The organism is Amycolatopsis coloradensis, from assembly GCF_037997115.1.
Taxonomy (GTDB): domain Bacteria; phylum Actinomycetota; class Actinomycetes; order Mycobacteriales; family Pseudonocardiaceae; genus Amycolatopsis; species Amycolatopsis coloradensis_A.
Genome location: NZ_CP150484.1, coordinates 6,637,964 through 6,657,412 on the forward strand (window position 1 = coordinate 6,637,964; position 19,449 = coordinate 6,657,412).

A 19,449-nucleotide genomic window follows, 5' to 3' on the forward strand; every position below is an offset into this window, starting at 1 on the left:
CCAACGAAAACACTCCGGCGACGTGGGCGGCGGCGATCTCACCGATCGAATGCCCCGCCACGTAGTCCGGCCGGACACCCCATGACTCCACCAACCGGAACAACGCCACTTCCAGCGCGAAAATCGCCGGCTGCGCGAACTCCGTCCGGCTCAACTCCCCGAACTCCGGCAACAGCGCGCACACCTCGTCATACGCCGCCGCGAAAACCGGGAACACCCGGTACAGCTCAGCGCCCATTCCCGGCCGTTGCGAACCCTGACCCGTGAACAGGAAGGCCAGCTTGCCCCGCGTCGCACGACCGGTGATCCCGCCACCGCCGGCGATCGCTTCGAGCCCGGCACGCAGACTCTCCGCGTCCGCGCCGACGACCGCGGCACGGCGCTCGTGCGCGGTCCGCGTCATGGCCAGGGAATACGCCACGTCACGGGGATCGGCATCGTCCACAAGGGACAGGAGGGCACGGGCCTGGTCGGCGACGGCCTGATCGGTTTTCGCCGACAGCACCCACGGAACGACGCCGTGCGAAGCGGGCTCAGCAGGCGCTTCGGCCGGGACCTGCTCCAGGACGACGTGCGCGTTCGTCCCGCTGATCCCGAACGACGACACCCCGGCCCGGCGCGGACGGCTCACCTCCGGCCACGGCCTCGAGTCACGGAGCAGTTCCACGGCGCCGGCGTCCCAGTCGATCTCCGCCGACGGTTCCGCCGCGTGCAGGGTCCGCGGCAGCACACCCCGGCGCATCGCCTCGACCATCTTGACGATCCCGGCGACCCCGGCGGCGGCCTGCGTGTGGCCGAGGTTCGACTTGACCGAACCGAACCACAACGGTTCGTCCCGCTCGGCGCCGTAGGTCGCGATGAGCGCCTGCGCCTCGATCGGGTCACCCAGCCGCGTGCCCGTCCCGTGTGCCTCGACCGCGTCGATGTCCGAAGTGGACAGACCGGCGTCGGCGAGCGCCGCACGGATCACGCGCTGCTGCGAGGGGCCGTTCGGCGCGGTGAGGCCGTTGGACGCACCGTCCTGGTTGACCGCGGAACCGCGCACCACGGCCAGCACCGGATGCCCGTTGCGGCGAGCGTCCGAAAGCCGCTCCAGCACGAGCACCCCGGCGCCTTCCGACCAGCCGGTGCCGTCGGCGCCGTCGGAGAACGACTTGCAGCGCCCGTCCGGGGAAAGCCCACGCTGACGGGAGAAGTCGAGGAAGGTCTCCGGCGTCGCCATCACGGTGACCCCGCCGGCGAGCGCCATGTCGCATTCCCCCGCCCGCAGCGACCGGGCGGCCAGATGCAGGGCGACCAGCGACGACGAACACGCCGTGTCGACCGACACCGCCGGGCCTTCCAGCCCGAGGGTGTACGCGATCCGCCCGGACAGGACACTGGCCGAGGTCCCGGTGCCCAGGAATCCGGCGACACTGTCGGGTACGCTGGCCAGTTTCGCGGCGTAGTCGTAGTACATGATCCCGGCGAACACACCGGTGGCGCTGCCCTTCAGCGACGCGGGATCGAGCCGGGCGCGTTCGAGCGCCTCCCAGCTGATCTCCAGCAGGAGGCGTTGCTGCGGGTCCATCGCCAGGGCTTCCCGTGGCGAGATGCCGAAGAACTCGGGATCGAATTCGCCCGCGTCGTGGAGGAATCCGCCGTGCCGGGTGTAGGTCTTGCCGGGCAGGCCGGGTTCGGGGTCGTAGATTCCGTCGACGTCCCAGCCACGCCCGCCGGGGAACGGCGAGATCGCGTCGGTGCCCGCGGCCACGAGATCCCACAGCTCCTCGGGTGAGCGGACACCGCCGGGATAGCGGCAGCTCATCGCGACGATCGCGATCGGCTCGTCGGCGGCGCGCCGGGTCACCACCGGACGCGCCGGTTCCGGGGCGCCGAGCAGTTCGGCGCCGAGGAACGCGGCCACCGCCGCCGGGCTCGGATGGTCGAAGACGAGCGTCGCGGGCAGCCGCAACCCGGTCTCCGTGGTGAGTTCGTTGCGCAGTTCGACGGCGGTCAGGGAGTCGAAGCCCAGTTCGGTGAACGGCCGCGACGGCTCCACGGTGTCCGCGCCCGCCCGGCCGAGCACCGCCGCGACACGGGCCCGGACCAGGTCGATCAGCAGGGCTTCCCGGTCGGTTTCGGAGAGCCCCGCGAGCCGTCCCGCCAGCCCGGTATCGGTGCGGCGGGCGGCTTCGCGACGAGTCCGGACGCGGACCAGGCCGCGCAGCAACGGCGGGACACCGGCGTTCCGCACGGCGGCGAGGTCGAGCCGCATGGGGACGAGGACGGCACCGCCGTCGGCCACGGCGGCGTCGAACAGCGCGAGTCCTTCTTCCGGTTCGAGGGCGCCGAAGCCGTCCCTGCCGATCCGGTCCCGGTCGGCGCCGCTCAACGAGGCACCCATCCCGTCACGCCACAGACCCCAGGCGAGTGACTGCGCGGGCTTGCCGGCGGCACGGCGACGCCGGGCGAGGGCGTCCAGCTCGGCGTTCGCGGCCGAGTACGCCCCCTGCCCCGGTGAGCCGAACACCCCGGCGATCGAGGAGAACAGCACGAAGAAGTCGAGGTCACCGGTGAGTTCGTCCAGCAGCTGCGCGGCGGTCGCTTTGGCCCGGTACACGGCGGCGACCCGCTCCGGGGTGAGCGACGTGACGACGCCGTCGTCGAGGACACCCGCGGCGTGGACCACACCGGTGACCGGCGGCTCGGCCCGGTCCAGAAGACCACGGAGTTGCTCACGATCGGAGACGTCGCAGGCCTCGATCCGGGCGCCGAGTTCGTCGGCGAGTTCCCGGGCGCCGGGCGCGTCCGCACCGCGGCGGCTGACGAGCAGCAGATGACGGACGCCGTGTTCGGCGACCAGATGCCGCGCGAGGCGGGCGCCCAGCCCACCGGTGCCGCCGGTGATCAGGACCGTACCGGAAGTGTCCAGTGTGGACTCACCGGAACCGGCTCTTGCCAAGCGCGGCGCGAACAGGCTTCCGCCGTCGGCGTGCACTTCGGGTTCTCCGGTGGCGAGTGCGGCCTCGACGTCGGCATGGGTGCCGCGGACCAGGACGATCCGGCCGGGATGCTCGGCCTGCGCGGCCCGGACCAGCCCTTCGACCGCGCCTTCGCGTCCGGTCAGCACCACCAGCGGGGCAGGCTCGTCCGTGGCCAGGAAGTCTTGCAACGCGAGAAGAGTGGCGTCGAGCGAATCGGCTTCCACCACCGCCGCGGGCGTGATGTCCCCGGAACCGGTGGGAAGCGGCACGTCTTCGACACGGTAGAGGCCGTCCCGCACCGTGGCCGTGGCCGTGACGGCGCGGACGCTGAGCCCGCCCACGGAGGCGACGGGCGCGCCCGTGCCGTCGGCGAGGTCCAGCGCGAAGCCGTCGGTGACCGGCCGAGCGTGCACGCGCAGTTCGGTCGCGCCCCGCGCGTGCAGCACGACGTCACGCCAGGCGAACGGCACCGAACCCCGGTCCTCGCCGGTGACGGCGGTGGCCTGGAGCGCGGCGTCCAGCAGTGCCGGGTGCAGACCGAACTTCGCTGCCTGCTCGGGTTCCGGCAGGGCGACTTCGGCGAAGATCTCCGTGCCGCGACGCCAGACCTTGCGCAGGCCGCGGAACATCGGCCCGTACGCGAGTCCGGCGGCGGCCAGCCGGTCGTAGGCGTCTTCGAGCCCCAGCGATTCGGCGTTCTCCGGCGGCCAAACGGTGTCCATAGTGGACACCGGCGGAGCGCCGAGGAAGCCGGTCGCGTGGGTGACCCACGGCCGCTCCGGAAGCCGTGAATGGATCGACACCGGACGGCGTCCGTGCTCGTCGGCCGCGCCCGCGACGACCTGGACCTCCGGGGCGGTGCCGGGTTCGAGGACCAGCGGTTCCCGCAGGATCAGCTCTTCCACGCCCGTGCAGCCCGCTTCGTCGCCCGCGCGGACGGCAAGTTCGGCGAACGCGGTGCCGGGGACGAGCACGCGCCCCGCGACGACGTGGTCGGCCAGCCACGGATGCCGGTCGAGCGAAAGGCGTCCGGTGAGCAGGACACCGTCGTCGGCGGCGATGGACACGGCGGCGCCGAGCAGCGGGTGGTCGGCGGCGGCGAGCCCGGCCGCGGTGACGTCGGCGTCGCTTTCCTGGCCGAGCCAGAAGTACTCGTGCTGGAAGGCGTACGTCGGCAGTTCGGTGAACCGGCCGCCGCCGAGGTAGGCGGCCCAGTCGACGGGGACACCGCGCGTGTGCAGCGTGCCGAGCGCGGAGACCAGCTGCCGGGGTTCGTCGTGACCGCGGCGCAGCGCGGGCACGCAGGCGTCGACGAGCGCGCTGAGCACGGCGTCCGGCCCGAGCTCGAAGAACTTCGTGACCCCGGCGGCGGTCAGGCGCTCGACCGCGCCGGAGAACCGCACGGTCTCGCGAACATGCGTGACCCAGTACGCCGGGTCCGTCAGGTCGGCGGTCTCCGCGACCGTGGACACGATCGGAATCCGCGGCGCCGAGAACTCCAGGCCCCGCACCACGTCGGCGAAGTCGTCCAGCATCGGTTCCATCAGCACCGAGTGGAACGCGTGCGACACGTCCAGCCGCTTCGTCTTCCGGTCGCTGAACCGAGCCGCGAGCGCGAGCGTGGCTTCCTCGGCACCGGACAGCACGACTGATGACGGACCGTTCACGGCGGCCAGCGAGACACCGTCGGGCAGGTCTCCGATCTCTCCCTCGGACGCCTGAACTGCGACCATGACGCCGCCCGGCGGCAGGGCCTGCATCAACCGGCCGCGCGCCACGACGAGTTTCGCCGCGTCGGCCAACGAAAACACTCCGGCGACGTGGGCGGCGGCGATCTCACCGATCGAATGCCCCGCCACGTAGTCCGGCCGGACACCCCATGACTCCACCAACCGGAACAACGCCACTTCCAGCGCGAAAATCGCCGGCTGCGCGAACTCCGTCCGGCTCAACTCCCCGAACTCCGGCAACAGCGCGCACACCTCGTCATACGCCGCCGCGAAAACCGGGAACACCCGGTACAGCTCAGCGCCCATTCCCGGCCGTTGCGAACCCTGACCGGTGAACAGGAAGGCCAGTCCCCCCTCGATCACCCGGGACCCCGCACCATCGGCCACTTCGGACAGACCCGCCGAGAGGGTTTCCCAGTCCGTGCCCGTGACGACGGCCCGATACGGCAGCGCCGCCCGGGTCGTCAGCGTGTGCGCGACGTCGATCGGCTCGGCGGTACCGGCCACGGAAAGCAGACGGGACGCTTGTGCGGCCAGCGCCGGTTCCGTGGCCGCGGACAGCAGCAGCGGCACGACGGCGGGAGCGTCCTGAACGGCGGCGGGTTCCTCCGTCGGGGCCTGTTCCAGCACGACGTGCGCGTTCGTCCCGCTGATCCCGAACGACGACACCGCCGCCGAACGGGGCCGCCCGGTCTCGGGCCATGGTGTGCGTTCGGTCAGCAGCGAGACCGGCCCGGCGGACCAGTCGACCTCGCGGCTGGGCGTGCCGACGTTGAGGGTGGGCGGCAGGACCCCGTGACGCATCGCCTCGACCATCTTGATGATCCCGGCGACCCCGGCCGCGGCTTGCGCGTGCCCGAAGTTCGACTTGACCGAGCCGAGGAACAGCGGGCGATCACGATCACGGCCGTAGGTGGCCATCAGCGCTTCGGCCTCGATCGGGTCACCCAGCCTGGTGCCCGTGCCGTGCGCCTCGATGGCGTCTACGTCCGAAGTGGACAGTCGTGCGTCGGCGAGCGCGGCGCGGATCACGCGCTGCTGTGACGGACCGTTCGGGGCGGTGAGGCCGTTGGAAGCGCCGTCGGAGTTCACCGCGGAACCCCGCACCACGGCGAGGATCCGGTGCCCGTTGCGCTGGGCGTCGGACAGCTTCTCCAGCACGAGCATCCCGACGCCCTCGGCCCAGGCGGTGCCGTCGGCGTCGTCGGAGAACGACTTGCAGCGCCCGTCCGGCGCCAGGCCGCGCTGCCGCGCGAAATCGACGAAGATCCCCGGCGAGGCCATCAGGTTGACGCCACCGGCGAGGGCGAGCGTGCACTCTCCCGCGCGCAGCCCGCGCACCGCCGCGTGCACCGCGACCAGCGACGACGAACACGCCGTGTCGATCGAGACCGCCGGGCCCTCCAGGCCGAGCTGGTAGGCGATCCGTCCGGAGTGGACACTGCAGGTGGTGCCGGTGAGCAGGTAGCCGTCCACCGTGTCGCCCGGATTGTGCAGGCGCGGCCCGTACTCCTGCGCGGAGACGCCGACGTAGACACCGGTGGGGCTGCCGCGCAGCGCTGCCGGGTCGAGGCCGGCGCGTTCGACGGCCTCCCAGCCGACCTCCAGCAGCAGCCGCTGCTGCGGTTCCATGGCCAGCGCCTCACGCGGCGAGATCCCGAAGAACTCGGCGTCGAATCCGGCGGCACCGGGCAGGAAACCACCGGTGCGCACGTAGGTGGTGCCGCGCCGGTCGGGGTCGTCGTCGAACAGGCCGGAGGTGTCCCAGCCGCGGTCGGCAGGGAACTCGCCGATGCCCTCGCGGCCACCCTCGACCAGATCCCACAGCGCCGCGGGCGTGTCGGCCCCGCCGGGGAACCGGCAGGCCATGCCGACGATCGCGATCGGCTCGTGCCGTCCGTCCTCGGCGTCACGCAGCCGTTCCCGGGTCCGGTGCAGGTCCCCGGTCACCCGCTTCAGCAGGTCGAGAAGCTTCTCTTGGTCCGCCATCACACCCTCGCTCGGTGGTCAGAAGATCTCGTCGGTGAGGAAGTCGAAGACCTTGTCGACAGCGGCGTCGAAGAGCAGGTCGTCGAATTCGTCGTCCTTGTCGCCCGCCGCGTAGGCCAGCAGCAGCTTCTTCAGCGGCTTGGCGACCTTCTTGCGGTCTTCGGGGTCCAGATCGCCGAGGCGTTCGCTCAGCCGCTCGATGTCGGCCAGCACCTTGGCGACGGCTTTCTTGTCCGCCATCACGAAATCCCCAGTTCGGTGGCCAGGAAGTCGACGACCTCGTCCGCGGTCGCGTCCTCCAGCCGTCCGCCGACGCCGGTCCCCGGCGCGGTGATGCCGTCGAGCAGCGTCCGCAGGCGTCCGGCGACCGCGGTCCGGCCGTCGTCGTCGACCGCGGTCAAGCGTTCTTCGAGCCGGTCGAGTTCGGCGAGCACCGCGTCGGCCGCGCTGAGCGAAGGCGGAGCCAGTTCCGACAGCAGGTGGCCGGCGAGCGTGGCGACGGTCGGATGGTCGAACACCGCGGTGGCCGAGAGCCGCAGCCCGGTGACGGTGTTGATCCGGTTGCGCAGTTCCACCGACGTCAGCGAGTCGAATCCGAGGTCCTTGAACGCGCGTGCCGGATCGATCATGCCGCCCGCCTCGTGCCCGAGGACGGCTGCGGCGTTGTGCCGCACCAGATCGACCAGAAGAGCCGTGCGTTCTTCGTCGGGCAGTGCCGTGAGCCGCTCGCCGAGACCGGCGCCGCCCGTGGTCCCGGGCGCCGCCGCGCGCCGGGCGGTGACCTTCGCGAGACCGCGCAGCACAGGCGCCACTTCGGTGGTCCTGGCGTGGGCGCGCAACGCGGCGCGGTCCAGTTCGATCGGCAGGACGGCGATGAACCCGCCGTCGAGGGCGGTGTCGAACAGGGCCAGCCCGGACTCCGCGGTCAGCGGCGGCAGGCCTTCGCGGGCCATGCGGTCGACGTCGTTCTCGGCCAGCTCGCTGCCCATGCCCTCCCGCCAGAGTCCCCACGCGAGCGAGATCGCGGGCAAGCCTTGTGTCCTGCGATGGGCCGCCAAGGCGTCCAGGAACGTGTTGGCGGCTGCGTAGGAAGCCTGGCCCGCCGAACCGATGATCCCGGACACCGACGAGTAGAGCGCGAAGAGCGCGAGGTCGTGGCCGAGGGTGAGTTCGTGCAGGTGCCAGGCCGCGTCCGCTTTGGGGCGCAACACTTTCGCCAGCCTCTCGGGAGTCAGGCCGGTCAGCACGCCGTCGTCGAGGACACCCGCGGTGTGCACGACGCCGGTCAGCTCGACTCCGTCCAGCAGCGCGGCGAGCGCGTCCCGATCGGCGACGTCACAGGCCACGACCCGGACTTCGGCGCCCAGACCGGTGAGCTCCGCCGCCAGTTCTCCCGCCCCCGGCGCGTCCGGGCCGCGGCGACTGGTGAGCAGCAGCCTGCGGACTCCGTGCGTGGTCACGAGATGCCGCGCGACGAGCGCCCCGAGCCCGCCGGTACCGCCGGTGACGAGCACCGTCCGGTCCGGGTCCAGCGCTCGCGGGACGGTGAGCGCGACCTTGCCGACATGCCTGGCCTGGCTGACGAACCGGAACGCGTCGGGCGCGTGCCGGACGTCCCAGGTCCGCACCGGCAACGGGGTGAGCGCGCCCTGGTCGAACAGCGCGATCAGCTCGGCCCAGATCTCGGCGGTGCGGGTCCGGCCCGCTTCGATCAGGTCGAAGGCGCGGTAGGCGACGTTCTCCGGTTCGCGGACGTCGGTCTTGCCCATTTCGAGGAACCGGCCGCCGGACGCGGTCACGCCGAGGGAGGCGTCGACGAACTCGCCCGCGAGGGAGTTGAGCACGACGTCGACCCCGCGTCCGCCGGTCGCGGTCCGGAAGGCTTCGGCGAAGTCGAGGGTCCGCGAGGAAGCGATGTGGTCCGAGGGCAGCCCGGCCGCGCGCAGGACGTGCTGCTTGCCCTCGCTCGCGGTGCCGAACACCTCGGCGCCCAGATGACGCGCGAGCTGGGTCGCGGCCATCCCGACCCCGCCCGCGGCCGAATGGATCAGGATCGACTCGCCCGCCTTCAGGCAGGCCAAGTCGACCAGCGCGTAGTAGGCGGTCAGGAAGACGAGCGGCACGGTCGCGGCCTGCTCGTCGGTCCAGGCGTCCGGAACCCGCGTCAGGAACGGGCGTTCGCCGACGGCGACCGGGCCGATCCCGCCGTGCACCATGCCCATCACGCGGTCGCCCGGCGCCAGATCGGTCACCGCGGCGCCGGTGGCCAGCACGGTCCCGGCGATCTCGCAGCCCAGCGGCCCGGCCTCACCCGGGTACATGCCCAGGACGTTCAGCACGTCACGGAAGTTCAGCCCCGCCGCGCGGACGGCGATGCGCACGTCGTCCGGTCCGAGGTCCGGCTCGCCGGCGGTCTCCAGGACGAGGTCGTCGACCGTGCCCTCCCCGGATTTGCCCAGCCGCCATGGCCCGCCGGGCGGCAGCAGGACTCCCGCGCCCGCCTCGGCGATCCGCGGCACGAGCGGGACGCCGTCGCGCACGGCGACCTGCGGTTCCCCGGTCGCCACGGCCATCGGCACGTCTTCGGCCTCGCCGTCGACGAGGACGAACCGGCCCTGGTGCTCGGCCTGAGCGCTGCGCACCAGGCCCCAGACCGACGCGGCCGCCGGATCCGTGGCGTCCGGCCCCGCCGCGTGTCGCGTGTGGACGACCAATGTGGACTCTACCCGCGTCACCCAGTCCTGGAGCACTTCCAGGACACGGGCGGCGAGTTCGTGCGCCGACGAGACCGGGTCGCCTTCGGGCAGCACCGACAGCACCGCGGGCTTGCCGGGGACGACCTCCGGATACGCCGTGCACGCCACCGGTTCCGCGACCGCGATCGGCGTCCAGTCCACAGTGAACAGTCCACTGGGGACTTCCCGGCCGCGGGCGACCGGGCGACGGACGGTCAGCGAGCCGACGCTCAGCACCTCGGCACCCGACGGATCGACGGCGACCAGCGACACGGTGTCCGCCGACTGGAACGTGATCCGCAGCCGCAGCGCGGTCGCGCCGCCGGCCCGCAGGCGGACGTCCGACCAGGAGAAGGGCAGCCCGCCGGCGGATTCCGCCGACTCACGGAAGAACATCGCGTGCAGCCCGGCGTCCAGTAGGGCCGGATGGATGCCGAAGCCGCCGTCCTCGTCCGCGGGAAGCGTGACCTCGGCGTGGACGTCGTCGCCGTCGATCCACACCGCCCTCAGGCCACGGAACACGCCTTCGTAGCCGAAGCCTGGCAGGTCGTCGTAGAAGCCTTCCAGGGACTGGGCTACTCCCGGAGGTGGCCACTCGACAGCAGCGGGGACGGCATCGGTCTCAGGAACGAGTGTGCCGTTCGCGTGCCGCGTCCACTCCTCGCCGTGCTCCGGTCGCGAATGGACGGTGACCGCGCGGCGGCCGTCGTCGTCCGCGGCGGCCACCACCACCTGCACCTCGGCCGCGGCCGACAGCACGAGCGGGGCGCCCAGGGTCAGCTCCTCCACCCGCCCGCAGCCCGTCTCGGTACCGGCGTGCAAGGCGAGTTCGAGGAAACCGGTGCCGGGGAAGAGGAGGTCGTCCCCGACCCGGTGACCGTCCAGCCAGGGCTGGTCGTCCGTCGAAAGCCGCGCGGTGAACACGGTGTCACCGCCGGGCACCGCGACGACCGCCCCGAGGAGCGGGTGTTCGGCGCGGCGCAGGCCGAGGCCGCGCGCGTCACGGCCCTGGCCGGGCGTGAGCCAGTACTTCGACCGCTGGAACGGGTAGGTCGGCAAGTCGATCCGGCGCCCGCCCGGGACGAGCGCGGCGAAGTCGACGTCCACCCCGCGGACGTGGGCGGTGCCCAGCGCGGTCAGGAGTTCGGGGACTTCGGGCCGGTCGCGGCGGAGCAACGGGCGCGCGACACCGTCTTCGACCAGCGCCGAGAGGACGCCGTCCGGGCCCAGCTCCAGGTAGGTGCCGCAGCCGTTGTCCCGCAGGACACGCAACGCGTCGGCGAAGCGGACGGTCGCTTCGACGTGGCGGATCCAGTATTCGGCCGAATCGTGCCCGCCGATCTCGCCGGTGACCGTCGAAACGATGGGCAGGGTCGCGGGGTGGTAGTCGGCGAGTCGCGCGATCCGGGCGAAGTCGTCGAGCATGTCCCGCATCAACGGCGAGTGGAACGCGTGGCTGACGTTGAGCCACTTGACCTTGCCGTCGAACCCGCTGATCGCCGTCTCCAGCGCGTCGCGATCACCGGACAGCACGACCGCGTCCGTACCGTTGACCGCCGCGATCCCGGCGCGCCGCTCGTGCCCGGCCAGCAGCGCGCGAGCGGCTTCCTCGGAGGCACGCAGGGACACCATCGCGCCGCCTTCGGGCAGCTCACGCATGAGCCTTCCGCGTGCGGTCACCAGCATCGCCGCGTCGGACAGTGACAGCACACCGGCGACGTGCGCGGCCGCGAACTCACCGACCGAATGCCCGCACAGGTAGGCCGGAGCGACGCCCCAGGACTCCAGCAGCCGGAACAGGGCGACCTCGACGGCGAACAACGCGGGCTGCGCGTAGTCGGTGCGGTCGAGCATCGCCGGGTCGGCCTCGCCGAACACCACGTCCCGCAGCGGCGGATCGAGCTGCAGGTCGACATGCGCGCAGACCTCGTCGAAAGCCTCGGCATAGCCGTCGTAAGCGTCATAGAGCTCGCGGCCCATCGCGACGCGCTGGGCACCCTGCCCGGTGAACAGGTACGCGAGTTCGGCGGGCTCCTGGAGCGGGCCGCCGCGGAGCACTCGTTCGTCGCACGCGGTCAGTGCTTCCGTCAGGCTCGCGGCGTCCGGCGCCAGGACGAAGGCGCGTTCGGTCAGTGTCGCCCGGGTCTTGGCGAGCGAGAAGGCGAGGTCCACCGGATTCGCGTCGACGGCGGCCAGCTGTGCCGCGTGGGCCCGCAACGCGTCCGGATCGGCGGCCGAGAACGCGACGGCGACCGGCGAGGGCGCTGAGGGCGAGGGCTCGGCGGTCGCGACGGGTGCCGGTTCCTCCAGGATCAGGTGGGCGTTCGTGCCGGAGATGCCGAACGACGAGACGGCGGCCCGGCGCGGTTCCCCGCCACGGGGCCAGTCGACCGGCTCGGCCAGCAGGGAGACCGCGCCGGCGGACCAGTCGACCGCCGGGGTCGGATCGGCACCGTGCAGAGATCGCGGCAACCGGCCGTGACGCAGCGCCATGATCATCTTGATCACCCCGGCCGCCCCCGCGGCCGCCTGCGCGTGCCCGATGTTGGCCTTCACCGAACCCAGCCACAGCGGTGTTTCCCGGTCCCGGCCGTAGGTCGCGAGCAGCGCCTGCGCCTCGATCGGGTCGCCGAGCGTGGTCCCTGTGCCGTGCGCCTCGACGGCGTCCACAGTGGACGCCGACAGTCCGGCGTCGGCCAGCGCGGCGCGGATCACCCGCTGCTGAGACGGGCCGTTCGGCGCGGTGAGCCCGTTCGACGCGCCGTCGGAGTTGACCGCGCTCCCCCGGATCACCGCGAGCACCGGATGTCCGTGCCGTTCGGCGTCGGAAAGCCTTTCGAGGACGAACATCCCGGCACCTTCGGCCCACGCGGTACCATCCGCCGCGGCCGAGAACGGCTTGCACCGCCCGTCCGGCGCCAGACCACGCTGGTTCGAGAAAGCCACGAACGGGCCGGGGGTGCCGAGTACGGCGACCCCACCGGCGAGCGCGAGGCCGCATTCACCGTTCCGCAGCGCGCGGACCGCGAGATGCAACGCGACCAGCGAGCCGGAGCAGGCGGTGTCGACGGTCAACGCCGGTCCCTGCAGGCCGAGGGTGTACGCGATCCTTCCGGAGACGACGCTCGGCGCGCTGCCGGTGAGCAGGAGCCCGTCGAGACCTTCGGGTGCGTCGGCCAGGCGGGTGCCGTATTCCTGTGGCTCGGCGCCGACGAACNCGTCGAGACCTTCGGGTGCGTCGGCCAGGCGGGTGCCGTATTCCTGTGGCTCGGCGCCGACGAACACTCCGGTCCGGCTGCCCGTCAGGGTTCCGGCATCGATCCCGGCGCGTTCCAGCGCCTCCCACGCCGTCTCCAGGACCAGCCGTTGCTGCGGGTCCATCGCCAGTGCCTCGCGCGGCGAGATCCCGAAGAACCCGGCGTCGAATTCGGCCGCGCCGGGCAGGAATCCGCCGTGGCGCACGTAGGTCTTGCCCGGGGTACCCGGTCGCGGGTCGTAGAGACCGTCGACGTCCCAGCCGCGGTCACGGGGGAATTCCGTGACCACTTCCCTGCCTTCGTCCACAAGGGACCACAGGCCCTCTGGTGAGTCCGCGCCGCCGGGGAAGCGGCAGCCGATGCCGACGATCACGATCGGTTCGCCGGTGACCGCACTTCCTTCCCCGGTGTCCGCGGCCTTGACTCCGAAGAGGCACTCGTCGAGGAAGTCCGCCAGCGATTCGGGTCCGGGATGGTCATAGGCGAGAGTCACCGGGAGTTCGAGGCCGGTCTCGGCGGTCAGCCACGCGTGCAGCTTCACCGCCAGCAGGGAATCGAACCCGAGATCGGCGAAGGTGCGGCCGGGCGGGAGCGGCCCGTCCAGCACCGCCGACGTCGCCCGGCGCACCAGGCCCAGCAGCGTGCGGCGCCGCTCGGCGCGCGGCCTGCTTTCCAGCCGTCGCAGGGAATCCAGCTCGGTCATGCGCGCACTCGCCACCTCGGGTCGCCCGGCACAGGGAAGTCGCGGTCCAGCTAGCCACAGCGGCCCTCGCGGGCGGGGCGGAACTGTTCCACCGCCGGGTAACCGGCCGCTCCCCTGCCCGGTTTCCGCGCCGTGGGCAAGCGGTGGAAAAGGTATCCGGCGCGCCGGGACGGAATCGTTAACGTGGTTTTCGGCGAACCGGATTTCAGCGCCGAGACCCGTAGCCGCACGAGAACGCCGGCGTCCGCCGTGCCGGCCCGCGGTCGTCCGCGCGACGCCAGACACCAGTGCCGGAGGTAACGCCGATGACCCTGTCTCCCGTCGAAGAACGCATCCTGCCCGGCCCCCGCGCCGAGGCGGCGCCGCCGACGAGCATGCTGTGCCCCGATTTCCCGTTCGCCTACGACGACTGGATCCGCCATCCCGCCGGTCTCGGCCGGGTGCCGCGCCAGGCGCACGGCACCGAGGTCGCGGTGATCGGCGGCGGCCTGTCCGGGATGGTGGCCGCCTACGAGCTGATGAAGCTCGGCCTCAAACCGGTGATCTACGAGGCCGAGCAGCTCGGCGGCCGGATGCGGTCGGTGAGCCTGCCCGGTTACCCGGACGCCGTCGCCGAACTGGGCGCGATGCGGTTCCCGCCGTCCGCCGGGGCGCTGTTCCACTACATCGACAAGGTGGGTTTGGAGACGACGCCGTTCCCCAACCCGCTCTCCCCCGCGTCGCCGAGCACGGTGATCAACCTGCACGGCGAGAACCACTGGGCACGCACGTCCGCCGACCTGCCGCCGGTGTACCGCGAGGTCAACGACGCCTGGACGAAGACGCTCCAGGAGCAGGCCGACATGTCGCTGATGGAGGACGCCATCCGGCGCCGGGACATCACGACCATCAAGGCACTGTGGAACCACTTGGTCACCAAGTTCGACAACGTGTCGTTCTACGGCTTCCTGACCTCGTCGCCGCTGTTCTCGTCCTTCGAGCACCGCGAGATCTTCGGCCAGGTCGGCTTCGGCTGCGGCGGCTGGGACACCGACTTCCCCAACTCCGCGCTCGAAATCCTGCGGGTGATCTGCACCGACACCAGCGACGAGCACCACCGGATCCTCGGCGGCTGCCAGCAGCTGCCGCTCGGGCTGTGGGCGGACGAACCCGCCGACCTCGAGTACTGGCCGTCCGGCACGTCACTGGAAAGCCTGCACGGCGGCGAACCGCGCCCGGCGGTGGTGCGGATCGACCGCACCGGCCGCGGGTTCACCATCGAGGACGCGAACCGCGACGTGCGCACGTACCCGGCGGCGATCTTCGCCGCGCAGAACTGGAACCTGCTCTCGGGGATGAAGAGCGACGACGCCCTGCTGCCGCAGCCGGTCTGGACCGCGCTGGAGCGCACCCACTACATGGGCGCGTCGAAACTGTTCGTCATCACCGACCGGCCGTTCTGGCTCGACCAGGACCCGGAGACCGGCCGCGACGTGATGAGCACGACGCTCACCGACCGCATCCCGCGCGGGGTCTACCTGATCGACAACGGCCCCGACGAGCCCGGCACGATGCTGCTGTCCTACACCTGGAACGACGACTCGCTCAAGGTCGCGTCGCTGAGCCCGGACGAGCGGCTCGACGTGATGCTCTCCGCGCTGGCCAAGATCTATCCGGGTGTCGACATCCGGTCGCATATGATCGGCCCGCCGATCGCGATCACCTGGGAGACGCAGCCGCATTTCAAGGGCGCCTTCAAATCCTGCCTTCCCGGCAGCTACCGCTACCAGCGGCGCCTGTTCACCCAGTTCATGCAGCGTGACGCCGCCGAGCACCACCGCGGCTTCTTCCTCGCCGGCGACGACGTCGCGTGGATCGCCGGTTTCTCCGAGAGCGCGGTCACCACCGCGCTGAACGCCGTGTGGGGCGTCGTCGAGCACCTGGGCGGCGGCACCCACCCGGACAACCCCGGTCCCGGCGACGTGTTCGACGAAATCGCCCCGGTGAGCCTGGATTGACAGCGGAAAGGACTTCCCCATGTTCGCGAAGATCTATTCCCCCGACGCGGTCACCGGCGGCGCGGCCTTCGAACAGCAGGCCCTCCGCGTCGCCGAGGTGCTGCGGGACCGCGGCGTCGGCTCCGGTGACCGTGTCCTGCTCAAGGCCGACAACACGCTGGCCTATCTGACGATCCTCGTCGCGCTGATGCACGTCGGCGCGTCGGTGGTGCTCGTCGACCACATGGAGCACGCCGACCGCACCGCCGAAACGATCGCCGGCTCCGGTGTCGTGCTGGCCGTCGTCGACGACGACGCGCCGATGCCGCCGGACGCGCCGTCGGCCTACACCTACGAGATCATGGTGGCCGCCGCCGACCGGGCCCCGACGGACGTCCAGTTGCGTTTCGACGTCTGGGAGAAGCTGCCCGACAGTCTCGTGATGTGGTCGTCCGGTTCGACCGGCGTCCCCAAGGGTGTCGCGAAGAACGGCGCGCGGTTCCTGAAGAACCTCGAGCGTAACGCCGATCTCGTCGGCCACGTCGCCGACGACGTCCTCCTGCCGCTGCTGCCGTTCAACCATCAGTACGGCCTTTCGATGGTGATGATCGCGTGGCTGCGGGACTGCTCGCTGGTGATCGCGCCCTACCGCCGCCCCGACCGGGCACTGCGCCTGGCCGGACGCGCGGGGGCCACGGTGGTCGACGCGACGCCGTCCACCTATCGCAGCCTGTTCAACATCATCGGCAAACGTCCCGCGCTCAAAGAGGAATTCTCCCGGGTGCGCATGCTGTGCAGTGGCGCCGCGCCGCTCGAACCCGGCGTCGTGGAACAGTCCGAAGAGCTGTTCGGCATGCCGCTGCTCGACAGCTACGGCAGCACCGAAATGGGCAACGTGGCCTTCGCCAACATCGGGAACCCGCGTGGCTGCGGGCAAATCGTCGATGGGCTGGCCCTGGAGGTCCGCGCCGACGACGGCACCGTGCTGCCCCACGGCGAGATCGGCGAACTGTTCGTCCTCGACCCGGACCTCATGGAGGGCTACCTCGACGCCGCCGGACAGGTGATCCCCGTCGACCGCGGCTGGTACGCGACCGGCGACCTCGGCCGTCTCGACGCGGACGGGAACCTGTTCGTCGTCGGGCGCAAACGGGCGGTGCACCGCAACGGGCACACCCTGCACCCCGAGGTGATCGAGCACCGGCTGGCCGGAGAAGGCTGCTCCGCGAAGATCGTCGCGCTGCCCGACCAGCGGCGCGGGTCGAGCCTGGTCTTCGTCGTCGAGGACGACGCGCGGCGGGACTCGCGCTACTGGCGCGACCGGATCTGCGGTGTGCTGCCGCCTGCCGAGCAGCCGAACCGCGTCCTCGTCACCGATCAGTTCCCGTTGAACCGCAACGGGAAACCGGACCGGAAGCGGCTCGAGCAATTCGCCGCCGCCGAACAACTCTGATCCCCACCACGAAACCGGGTGTGCGCAGTGGAAAGTTCCACCGATGCCGTCCTGTTCCCCGGCATGGGCCCGGCCCGTGCTCGCGAACTGGGCCGCTTCCTCGTCATCGATCCCCTGGCCCGGCGCCTGCTCGGCGTGGCGGAGCACGCGCTCGGCCGCTCCCTGCTGGATCCGCTCGCCAGAACGGACGAGGAGTACAACGAGCACACCCAGATCGCGTTCGTGCTCGCGTCGCTGGCGCTGGCCGAACGCGCCGAGCGGGAGCACGGGCTGGTGCCGGTCGCGGTCGGCGGCGCCAGCTTCGGTGAACGCGCCGCCGTGGTCCGCGCCGGCGCCCTTCCCGTGGCGGATCTCGTCCGGCTCGTCGACGCCGTCGCCCGGCGGGAACGGGAATACTTCGAGACGGCGCACCAGGATCTCGTCAGCCAGTTCATCGTGCGCACGCCGGAGGCGGCGCTCGGCGGGATCCTCGACGGGATCGGCCACGAACTCTCCGGCCGGTTCGACGACGAGGTCCACCTGGTGACGCTACGCGAGTCCGATTGGGACGAATTCGTCCGGCGCGTCCGGGCCGCCGGCGGCTACGCGCTCACCACCATGCGTCCCGCGGCGCACGCGCGGATGCTCGGCGGGTTGCGCGACAGGCTGGCGGAAGAGGTCTTCGGCGGGTTCGGTTTCGCCGACCCGGAGCTGCCGATCGTGTCCGATCAGGACGGTGAGCCGGTCCGGACCGGCGACGAGGCGGCGTCGCTCCTGCTGGAGTCGACGGTCAACGCGGTCCGGCTGCCGGGGCTGGTCCACCGGTTCGCCACGCTCGGCGTCGGCCGGGTCCTCGTCGCCGGTCCGGACCACCTGCTGCACCGGCTGCCCGGGCTGACGTCGGCGTTCACCCTGCTGCGCGCCGATCTCCGGGACACCCTGAAGCCGAGACGGCGTCCCCGCCCGCGAGAGGCGGTGGCCGCATGAGCACCAAGGTCCGCGACGTCGCGACGATCATGGTGTCCTGCCTGGCGCAGCTGATGGTCGCGATCGACATGACCGTGCTGCATCTGGCGGTCCCCGCGCTGACCACGCAGCTCGGCGCGTCGGCCGAGGAACTGCTGTGGATCGCGGACGTCTACGGGTTCGCCATGGGCGGTCTGCTGGTGACCATGGGCAATTTCGGCGACCGGTTCGGCAGGCGCCGGGTGCTCCTGATCGGCGTCGCCGCGTTCGCGCTGGGCTCGCTGGTGGCGGCCTACGCCCCGAGCGCCGAACTGCTCATCGTGGCCCGCGCGCTGCTGGGTGTCGCGGGTGCCGCCGTCTTGCCTTCGACGACTTCCTTGCTGCGCGCGGTTTTCACCACGCAGCGAGCGCGAACCGCCGCGGTCGGGGTCACCGCCGGGGTTTCGGCCGCGGGTTTCGCCATCGGCCCGATCGTCGGCGGGGTCCTGCTGGAACACTTCTGGTGGGGTTCGGTGTTCCTCGTCAACATCCCGGTGGCCCTGCTGATTCTCGGCGCCGCGCGCGTCGTACCGGAGTCCAGGTCCAGCGGCCGGTTGCGGCTCGATCTGCCCAGTGTGCTGCTGTCCATCGTCGGGCTGGTCGCCGTGGTGTACGCGCTGAAAGGCGCGTTCTACGTCGGGCTTTGGTATCCGGAGGTGCTCGGCGCGTTCGCTCTCGGAGGCGCGTCGCTACTGTGGTTCGGCAGACGCCAGCGCCGGCTGGAGCAGCCGCTGATCGATCTCGATCTGTTCCGGCGCAGGGGTTTCTCGGCGTCGGTCGGCTCGAATCTGGTGTCGGTGTTCACGATGTCGGCGTTCGCGCTGATCTCGAGCCAGTACTTCCAGCTCGTGCTGGGCTGGAGCCCGCTGCGCTCCGGGCTGGCGTTCGTGCCCGGCGCCGTCGCCGCGCTCGTCGCGGGCGGTGTCGTGGCGGCCAAGGCGGTGCGCCGGTTCGGCCGGGCACCGACGGTCTCGGGCGGGCTGGCGCTGGCGTCGATCGGCTTCGGGCTGTTCGGCGCGGTGAGCACGGACTCGCCGTACCTGCTGGTGCTGGCCGCGCAGGTGGCCTTCGGCGCGGGCGCCGGGCTCACGCTGACCGTCACCGGCGACACCATCCTCGGCACGGTGCCTCGCGACCGCGCCGGTGCCGCGTCGGCGATCTCCGCCACCGCCTACGAACTCGGCGGTTCACTCGGGATCGCGGTGGTCGGCAGCGTGCTGTCCGCCGTCTACCACGCCGAACTGACGCTGCCCGCCGGAGTGCCGCCCGATCTGGCCGCCCAGGTGCGGGAATCGTTCAGCGCCACCGCGGCGGTCGCGACCGGCCTGCCCGAACCGGTGGCGACGGCGGTCCGCACGGCCGCCGAGGAGTCGTTCGTCGGCGGCATCCGGACGAGCATGCTGGGCAGCGCGGCGGTGATGACGATCCTCGCGCTGGTGGCGCTGCGGAGCCTGCGGGGCGTGCCGAAGGTGATCGAGACCGACGTGCCGCCTCCGCGGCCCGCTCCGAGCCCGCTGCCGTGACTTCGTGGGCGTCGCGCAGGGTCCGAAGTACATGAAGCGGTCCTTCACGGACCTAGGCCAGGTGACCGGCCAGGAACGACGTGAAGGCCTCCTTCCCTACTCTCAAGGTAGGGAACCAGGGGAAGGAGCACCT

The 19,449-nt window shown here is 71.6% G+C and carries 7 protein-coding genes; 4 read left to right on the forward strand and 3 right to left on the reverse strand.

Features of this window, described 5'->3' with window-relative positions; translation table 11 throughout:
• The 3 genes from LCL61_RS30880 to LCL61_RS30890 form a co-directional block, all read right to left on the reverse strand.
• The coding region (locus LCL61_RS30880; RefSeq protein WP_340683029.1) for a type I polyketide synthase at nucleotides 1-6,685 on the reverse strand (6,685 nt) is incomplete at its 3' end.
• An 18-nt stretch (nucleotides 6,686-6,703) separates the two neighbouring features.
• On the reverse strand, nucleotides 6,704-6,925 hold the full coding sequence (locus LCL61_RS30885) for a hypothetical protein (RefSeq protein ID WP_340683030.1): 222 nt from the start codon (nucleotides 6,923-6,925) through the stop codon (nucleotides 6,704-6,706).
• Nucleotides 6,925-13,380, reverse strand: coding sequence for an SDR family NAD(P)-dependent oxidoreductase (locus LCL61_RS30890; RefSeq protein ID WP_340683031.1), 6,456 nt, complete (start codon nucleotides 13,378-13,380; stop codon nucleotides 6,925-6,927). The genes LCL61_RS30885 and LCL61_RS30890 overlap by 1 nt, the downstream gene beginning before the upstream one ends.
• Nucleotides 13,381-13,685: 305 nt before the next feature.
• Between LCL61_RS30890 and LCL61_RS30895 the strand changes: the two genes are divergently transcribed.
• The 4 genes from LCL61_RS30895 to LCL61_RS30910 are packed head-to-tail and all read left to right on the forward strand — an operon-like array spanning nucleotide 13,686 to nucleotide 19,316.
• Nucleotides 13,686-15,377 (forward strand): flavin monoamine oxidase family protein, encoded by a 1,692-nt coding sequence (locus LCL61_RS30895; RefSeq protein ID WP_340683032.1) that lies wholly within the window; start codon nucleotides 13,686-13,688, stop codon nucleotides 15,375-15,377.
• Between the two features lie 19 nt (nucleotides 15,378-15,396).
• Nucleotides 15,397-16,809 carry a class I adenylate-forming enzyme family protein gene (locus LCL61_RS30900; RefSeq protein ID WP_340683033.1) on the forward strand — a complete coding sequence of 471 codons (1,413 nt, stop codon included), beginning with the start codon at nucleotides 15,397-15,399 and terminating at the stop codon, nucleotides 16,807-16,809.
• Between the two features lie 27 nt (nucleotides 16,810-16,836).
• Nucleotides 16,837-17,775, forward strand: a complete 939-nt coding sequence (locus LCL61_RS30905) for an ACP S-malonyltransferase (RefSeq protein ID WP_340683034.1) — start codon at nucleotides 16,837-16,839, stop codon at nucleotides 17,773-17,775.
• Nucleotides 17,772-19,316, forward strand: coding sequence for an MFS transporter (locus LCL61_RS30910; protein ID WP_340683035.1), 1,545 nt, complete (start codon nucleotides 17,772-17,774; stop codon nucleotides 19,314-19,316). Before LCL61_RS30905 ends, LCL61_RS30910 begins: the two co-directional genes overlap by 4 nt.
• Nucleotides 19,317-19,449: the final 133 nt, after the last annotated feature.